We start from the raw sequence: 6,019 nt of genomic DNA, 5'->3' as shown, positions 1-6,019 counted from the left end.
TCCTGCAAGTGCCTTAACAAAAGTTCATACAGTGTCGATTACTTTTGTCCGACTACTTAGCAGTATCGCTGCTCAGTTTACCGGAAACGATCGCCTGAATAAAGAACGCTTTTACAAGCAATTACTACTGCAATCTTTCGAGCAAGGATACTTAAGTTGGGAAATCCTACTCAATACCAAAATCGGGCTAGAAATTCAACCGATGAATGCCGAGCAATTGTGGTCGTACTTGTGGAAAAAATTCAATAATACACCTGCATCACCTATTCCGCAATTACTGACTTTAGAAGAAACTGTATTGGACTACAAATTAACTGAAACTATCAACAGCTACAAACACGCTTGCACCATTTTAATTGAAGGTCAACACGGTCGTTCCAGTTGTCCAGAACACAAACAAGATAAATCTCGCATCTGGCTGAATGGCAGAAACACAGAATGCGGCGTGCTGACAATGGAAGAAAGTCCCGGTGGTTGGATTAATACCAGAGAACAATTGAGATGGCTGTGGAAAGTGATGAGTTCCACTTACGTTCACGATACCGAAGCAGTTGTGGAAATTAGTGCAGCTTCTAACTTTTTTATTCAAGACAATTTAGCTCGTCAAGCCAAACAATCTAAAACAGCTAGAAAACTTGCTTTGGAAAAAGGGCAAGGGCGAGATGTTGGTGCTGAAGTTAAGCAAGAAGAATCTTTCGATGCTCAGAAAAAAATGTATAAAGGTGCAAAAGCATTGCACGCAGCGGTTGTTTTCTTAGTCTATCGACCAACACCAGAACAACTCAATCAAGCTTGTCAAATGTTAACCAATAGCTTCGGTTCTGCCAAAGCGATTAGAGAGCGAAATATTGCTTGGTTAGTTTGGCTAGAAACTTTACCAATTACGCTCGGCTGGCTCTTGCACAGCAGTTCGCTCATTAACGAACGTCGCCTTACTTTTGATACAGAAACCATTGCAGGTGTTTTACCTTTAACTGCAGTGAGAGATATCGACTCAATTGGTGTCGAATTTATTACTAAAGGCGGTAAACCTGTTTGCGTTGACCTCATGCACGAACAAACTAGCCGCGCTGTCATCACCGGGGAAAGCGGTAGCGGTAAATCAGTTTTGGGATGGCGATTTGCTCTTGATGCTTTAGCTGCTAACATTCCCGTTGTGGGTATGGATATTTCTAGCGGTTCTGGTAGCACGTTTGAAACTGCTCTAGCACTTTTAGGCGATGATGGTGCGTACTACGATATTACCAAAGGTAGCTCTAATTTACTCGAAATTCCTGACCTGCGATGCTTTGATAAAGAGGAACGCTCCCGGCGGTTAGACCAGTGGAAAGAGTTTATTAGGAAATCCCTGACTATTATCAGCATGGGAAAGGTAAATGACCCCAAGTTAGCACAGCGAGTTGACGCTATCCTGTTGCTGACTTTGAAAAAGTTTCTTGAAGACCCAGAAATAATCGAACGCTACAATGCTGCCTTTGAAAAAGGTTGGAAATCAAGCGAATGGCAAGAAATGCCAACCCTCAAACATTTGCTCAAATTCTGCACTAAGGAACAATTAAATTTACAAAACTTTACTGACCTCGATCGCATTGCCATCAATCAGATTATTACTCAATGTAATGCCCTACTTGCTTCACCTTTAGGAAAAGCGATCGCTAAACCTTCTACATTTTCCCCCGCACCTGCAATTAAGTTTTTCGCTCTCAGCGGTTTGAGCAACGAACAAGACCAATATTTGATGGCAATGAACGCTCATGCTGCTTGTATCCGCAATGCCCTTTCACACCCGAAAAGTTTATTTATTGGCGACGAACTTTCGATTTTGTTCAAAAAAGATGGCTTTGCTGAAGTAGTAGGCGAACTTTGTGCAGTCGGACGAAAAAATGGAATTTCGGTGCTATTGCTTTCCCAAGATATCGATAGCATCTGCGATTGCAGTGCGGGAACGATGATTCTGCAAAACATGGTTTACCGCATTACCGGGAGATTAACATCTAATGCAGTTAATTCTTGGGTTCAGCGTTTGGGATACCCATCAGAAATCATCGGTCAAAATGCTACCGAAGCGTTTCTTCCAAAAGCCACTGAACTCTGCTCAAATTGGCTGATTGAAAAAGGCGGTCGCTTTTGGCAAACCCAGTTTTATCCAGGCGAGATGGTATTAGCGAGCGTAGCAAATAACCAAACAGAGTTGATGGCTCGCGCTAGAGTGATGGCTCAATATCCCGACACCTTAAAAGGACGATTGTTAGCGCTCAAACAGTTTACTTCTGAATACGTACAAGCCATTAAAGAAGGGCGCTCTCTTGCCAATATTGGCAACAATTCTACTAACGATATTGAACACGAACAACATCCCACTCTAATGGCTAGTTAATAGTTGTTTTGATTGTGGCAAATAATTTCAAAGGAGACTAAACAATGAGTACCCAAACAATTTTGATGAAACTTGCCCTCACCATTCCAGTAATGTTATTGGCATTAATGTTAAGTTCTGTTGAAGCACAAGCTCAAAGTTCTGATAAGTCTAACACGGCTTCTAGCGTTCCTAGTTCTAGTTTGAATAACGTCAATCCTTCTAACTTTACGGTTCCTACTTCTCAAACCCAACAAATCGAGCAACAAATTCAAAAAGATTCTGAAGAGTTTTTAGGTCAAGTTAAGAATCCAATGGATAAAGTATCGGGTGCGATCGCCAAAATTAAGACGCAACTCGACCAAATGCTGCAATCATTCGTAGGTTCCCTCAAAATTCCAGATTTACAAGAAGCTGTAGCTAAAATAATGAGTGGTAACTTCACAGATAATGAAGGTACTAAACTATCTGCAACTTTAGAGAATAAACCTCAAGGTTCTTATAGCATTCAATCAGATTTAGCTAACCTTGCCCAACAGCAAACAGCAACTTCAAGTGCTTCAGACGCTACTCTCAGTAAAGCTGCTCAGGATAGGCAAGCTCAAATGGCACAAATGGTTGACCAAAATGTTACTAAAAATATTCAATTGGGTGAAGAATCACAAAACCAAGATGTGACACAACACATCATGCGTAATATCTCTCAACAAACTGCACTAACAGCGCAGAATCAAGGCGTGATTATACTTCAAAACCAACAAGCGCAGATCGATCGCGCCCTCGCCAATACTTTAAGCGCCCAACAAGCTAAAGAACTCAGCGAACTTAATGTAACTCAGCGAAGACAAGATGCGGCTGCTGGTACTGCTTCTTCCACGCAAGCCGGACTGTTTCAAATGCCGGGTGGCGTTACGTTAGGAGAAAAAGAATAAGTTCAAAGAAAAGTTAGTTAGCAGTCAGTTGTTATTAGTTATTGAACTTGACTGCTGACTAAGCATTGAGGAGTCAGAAAATGTTTGCACTATTTATTGCCCAGACAAGTACAGCAGGACAAGCTTTAGATACCCTTTCTAATGCCATAGAAGTTTCCCAAAAAACTGTCGAATCTTGGAATTTACTATGGTTTAACACTTTCAATACCCAAGAATCTGCTTTGTGGATTGCCTTAGTCAAACTGGGATTAATTTTGGCAGGTATGTCCGTTATCTACTTAGCTGTTACTAGCGGTAAGGAAATCATCGAAAAACAATGTTGGTCTGAACTAATCGCCATGCTAATTTGGCCGCTTGTTATTCTATTTTTTTTGAGTAACAATGGCAAAGTTTTAGCCGAAAGTATTAAATTCGTTCATGGGATTGGGGGAGCGCAAGTTCAACAGATATTGGAAATACAATTGGGAGAAATGACATTTAGAAGCGCTCTGACAGATGTCAATCTTACCAGTGCTGCCAAAGAAGAGATTGAAAAGCTTTACAGCGAATGTCAGGGTAAAGTAGGCGAAGCTTTAGTCGAGTGTTGGAATGATAAAAAAGAAGCAGATCAAGCTATTCTCAATGAAGCCGAACAGAAAAATGGTAGCCCCCTCAAAAGTTTGCAGCGATTTGTTCAAAATCTAGCCAATGTTACTAATGTCGCCGATATCGCTAGTGGTGATTTTGCGGGACAAGTTTTTCGCTCTACTGTCTTGCCAATTATTCGCTTAATTTTGAGAGCAGTGCAGTGGGCATTTGTCAATATCTTAGAAGCTGCATTGTTGTTAACAGCATTGTTTGCTCCTGTGGCGATGGGTTTATCTTTACTACCATTACAAGGAAAGCCTATTTGGGCTTGGTTAGTTGGATTTATGTCTTTGTTTGGAATTCAGCTTGGCTACAACATTGTGGTGGGATTGGTAGCTGTAGTTATTGTCAATTCTGATGCCGAGCTTGTTACCGATATTGCTTTCCTATTCTTTTTAGCTGTGTTTGCTCCCGTTTTAGCTGTTTCGATCGCTAGAGGCGGCGGTACTGCTTTGTACTTAGCGATCGCTAATAATACCAAACAGCTTACCGATATTGCAAGCAATGCGATCGGTGTATTTGCTGGCAAGCTGATTTAAAACAGTTAACTGCTTTAACAACTGCTATTACTTTACTTCTGGGTGAAGCTTATGATTTTTAAATCATCACCATCTCAACCCTTACTACCGGAGTCAAAAAACACTTTAGCTTTGTGCTTCGTGTTACTAACAGCTATGGTTAGCATTTTGACTGCTGCTGTTGTATTCAATACATTGAGCCTCAAAACATTGTCTCAAAAAAAAGTGACATTCGTGCAACTCAAAGATGGAACGACAGCTTCAGTTATGGAAGCAGATGGTTTATACAGAGAACCAAAAACCATCAAAACTTTTGTTTCTTCTTGGGTTAATCTTACCTGGAGGTGGGATGGAAAGATTCCCGGTACAAATGACCCCGATCCAGGAATAAAAATCAAAAAATCTGAAAGAGTTCCCACCAGTGCATGGATGGCTTCTTTGATGATGGAGTGAGTCACAATTTGGAGCAGCTTCTTTGGTGGAACTTGCCAAATTAATACCGAATGGAATTTTTGAAGGTAAAACTCGTTCTACAGCTTACGTTTCTTACCTTTCCGAACCGAGAGAAATCAAAAAAGGTGTTTGGGAAATTGATGTAATCGCTACCCGTGTCGTCCTCGAACAAGGTGTTGGCGAAAGCCGACAACCATTTAATCGCACTATCACTGTGAAAGCAATTGAAGTTCCCATCTCTCCATTAGGCGAAAATGCCAACCTGGTTGAAAAAACAGTTAATTCGATGCGTTCAGCCGGGTTGGAAATTACCAAAATTGTTAAATTTAAACCGTAAAAGAGGTAGATGATGAATAGGCCAGATAATTCAACCAATACCAATGAAACTAACGTAACAGCAGCCGAAACTAATCAGAACGGAACAATTGAACCCGCTCCGAACCAACAGCCCAAAGATGAGTTTGAATCTAACCGTTCAGATGATGAGATCGACTTAGATAACTTTGCGGGTTTCGATCCTCATTTACCTCTGACGCTTGAAGCTCAATATCAACTGCAAAAAGAAAATGAGAAACCAGAACCACTTCCTGTTGCACAAAGAGGTGTACCTCGTGCAGTAACAATGTTGGTATTAACCGGAGGAACGATATTATTATTCCTGCTGATTTGGCAGTTTGTTAAACCCAGATCGGAAGTCAAACCGATCGCTCAAACCACACCCAAGGAAACCAAACAACCTCCGATTGAAGATGAAAAGCCGGAACTGCTGGCTAGATTGGCTTATCAAGAACAACAAAAACTGGTAGCACCAAAGCCACAGACTGAGAAACAACCGCAGACAGAACCAGAGGCCAAACCCACAGCAGAACCAGAAGCCAAACCAACTCCTCCCCCGGTTGTGGAACGAGCGACTCCGCGCCAAGCAGCCGCCAAGAGTCCGACACCCCCTCCCAGAACCATTGTCCGAACCGTTACTGTTCCAGGGCCACCCCCGCCGCCCAAGACTATTGTCCGAACCGTCACCGTTCCTGCACCACCACCACCGCCCAAGACTATTGTCCGAACCGTCACCGTTCCAGGGCCACCTCCGCCGCCGAAGGTTATTGTGCGAACCGTTACTGTTCCTGCGCCAG

The 6,019-nt window shown here is 42.2% G+C and carries 5 protein-coding genes and 1 pseudogene; all 6 read left to right on the top strand.

What is annotated here, in order from left to right:
• Window positions 1-2,377 (top strand): hypothetical protein (locus H6S82_RS15025; protein ID WP_206756873.1); only part of this gene is annotated, 2,377 nt, incomplete at its 5' end.
• A 44-nt stretch (window positions 2,378-2,421) separates the two neighbouring features.
• The gene (locus H6S82_RS15020) at window positions 2,422-3,288 is read left to right on the top strand and encodes a hypothetical protein (protein ID WP_190475259.1); all 867 of its coding nucleotides are present in this window, start codon (window positions 2,422-2,424) and stop codon (window positions 3,286-3,288) included.
• An 80-nt stretch (window positions 3,289-3,368) separates the two neighbouring features.
• Complete coding sequence (locus tag H6S82_RS15015) at window positions 3,369-4,454, top strand: hypothetical protein (protein ID WP_190475261.1); 1,086 nt, start codon at window positions 3,369-3,371, stop codon at window positions 4,452-4,454.
• A gap of 51 nt (window positions 4,455-4,505) precedes the next feature.
• Complete coding sequence (locus H6S82_RS33580) at window positions 4,506-4,886, top strand: hypothetical protein (protein ID WP_242056959.1); 381 nt, start codon at window positions 4,506-4,508, stop codon at window positions 4,884-4,886.
• 25 nt (window positions 4,887-4,911) lie between these two features.
• Complete coding sequence (locus tag H6S82_RS33575) at window positions 4,912-5,223, top strand: hypothetical protein (protein WP_242056958.1); 312 nt, start codon at window positions 4,912-4,914, stop codon at window positions 5,221-5,223.
• 9 nt (window positions 5,224-5,232) lie between these two features.
• Window positions 5,233-6,019: pseudogene (locus H6S82_RS15005) on the top strand (hypothetical protein); the annotation flags it as partial.

Origin of the sequence: Planktothrix sp. FACHB-1355 (assembly GCF_014748295.1) — a bacterium.
GTDB lineage: Bacteria > Cyanobacteriota > Cyanobacteriia > Cyanobacteriales > Aerosakkonemataceae > Aerosakkonema > Aerosakkonema funiforme_A.
This window is presented reverse-complemented; position numbering and strand designations above follow the sequence as displayed.